A 1,479-nucleotide genomic window follows, 5' to 3' on the forward strand; every position below is an offset into this window, starting at 1 on the left:
TTCATCAGTTGTCGCATGGTCATCATGATGGGTTCCAAATTTCTGACCATTTCGACATCGGCGCGGTACTCGTCAAGATCGAATGCGCGCGATAGTATGCCTTCATTTTGCGTCGCCAGTGCCAAGCCCTGATCGACGAAGGCTCGACTCTTGTTGCCCATTTTGGGCAGCCCTTTTCTATCTTCTACCGACAAGTCGATTAAAAACGGTAGCTGTGCCTGAATGTCGCTGACCAGTTTTAATACGGTGTCTTGTTGCTCTGGGAGTAGTTTTCCTTTAATCAATTCGCTGGACATCATGACCTCCGAAGTTGGAAAGATTTTGGCGTTTGCAGTTTTGAAGCGAGCTTAGGAAAAAGATGGGCGTTAGTGGTTTTGGACAAGGAACGCCTCGAAACGATGGTGGGCATCGTTTGGAATTAATGAAATCCTTAGGCTCGGCGCGGAGTATAGTGGAGAAATGACAAACATCAGGCAAACGCGAAAAATAATTCGACAAGACCGAGAGTGGTTTGCTGCAAATGATTTGTACCGATCGCGGGTTGGCGTTTTCGGTCTGTAATACCAGGCTTACTTGAATGTACTTTGGTCTAATGTTGCTTACGTTACCGACTCCGTAAACTGTGGCCCAAGTTTAATCATTCAGGAGTCAAACCTCATGCAAGTCGTAAAATCACTTTTTCTGGCCGGCGTTGTTGTACTGTCCGCATCCAGCGTATCGGCGGTCCAAGCGAGTACCGTATTAACACCGGCCTCGGCAACCGTGATCAGCAATTCGGTTGCGGACGGTTCGTTTCAGGACGTATACAGCTTTGTGATCGACAATGCCTATAGCGCATACAATTTATCCGGCGCTTTGAGTTTCCAATCCATTCAAACCGTGGTCAGCCTGACCAGCGATTTTAGTTCGCCGTTGGTGACCAGTACCAACGGCATCGCCAGTGCTAGCGTCGAGCTGCTGGATTCGGCGGCGGCAGTTGTTGCGACCGGCTCCTTGAGCTCGTTCTTGAGCCCGTCCGCACCGACATTGGTTTCCTTGCCGATTCCCGGTTTCCCGTCGTTCTATCAAGCGTTGCTGACCACGTTCAATACCATCACGTTGAACAACGTTCCGGTACTCGGTGCCGGCAATTATTTCTTGAAGGTGCAAGGCTTGGCGTCTAACGGTGGTACTTATACTGGTGGCTTGAGCGTTTCGCCCATCGTGCCTGCCGCAGTACCTCTGCCCGGCGCCGTTTGGTTGTTCCTGACCGGTTTGCTGGGTGTTTTGGGTCTGGAACGCCGCCGCTTGATGAAAGCCTAGGCTTACGCATTTTGCTACACCGAAAGCCGGCTTTAAAGCCGGCTTTTTTATGCGCGGCATATTGTCGCGGTGTTGACTGTGAGGGGTTTCTGTGTCGCTTGATGCGACCGATGGGGGTTCTATTTTTACCGATCCGGCATGTGGTGTCGGCAAGAGTTGGATTTGATTAAAACGCTC

At 50.6% G+C, this 1,479-nt stretch carries 1 protein-coding gene and 1 pseudogene; one reads left to right on the top strand and one right to left on the bottom strand.

Annotated features, from left to right (window positions below; translation table 11 throughout):
- Positions 1–296, bottom strand: a pseudogene (locus AC3B8H_RS21270) (hypothetical protein); the annotation flags it as partial.
- A 361-nt stretch (positions 297–657) separates the two neighbouring features.
- Here AC3B8H_RS21270 and AC3B8H_RS21275 point away from each other — a divergent pair.
- Positions 658–1,302 carry a hypothetical protein gene (locus tag AC3B8H_RS21275; protein WP_488443501.1) on the top strand — a complete coding sequence of 215 codons (645 nt, stop codon included), beginning with the start codon at positions 658–660 and terminating at the stop codon, positions 1,300–1,302.
- The last annotated feature ends 177 nt before the right edge of the window (positions 1,303–1,479 follow it).

It is taken from the genome of Methylomonas sp. BG-2 (assembly GCF_057766305.1).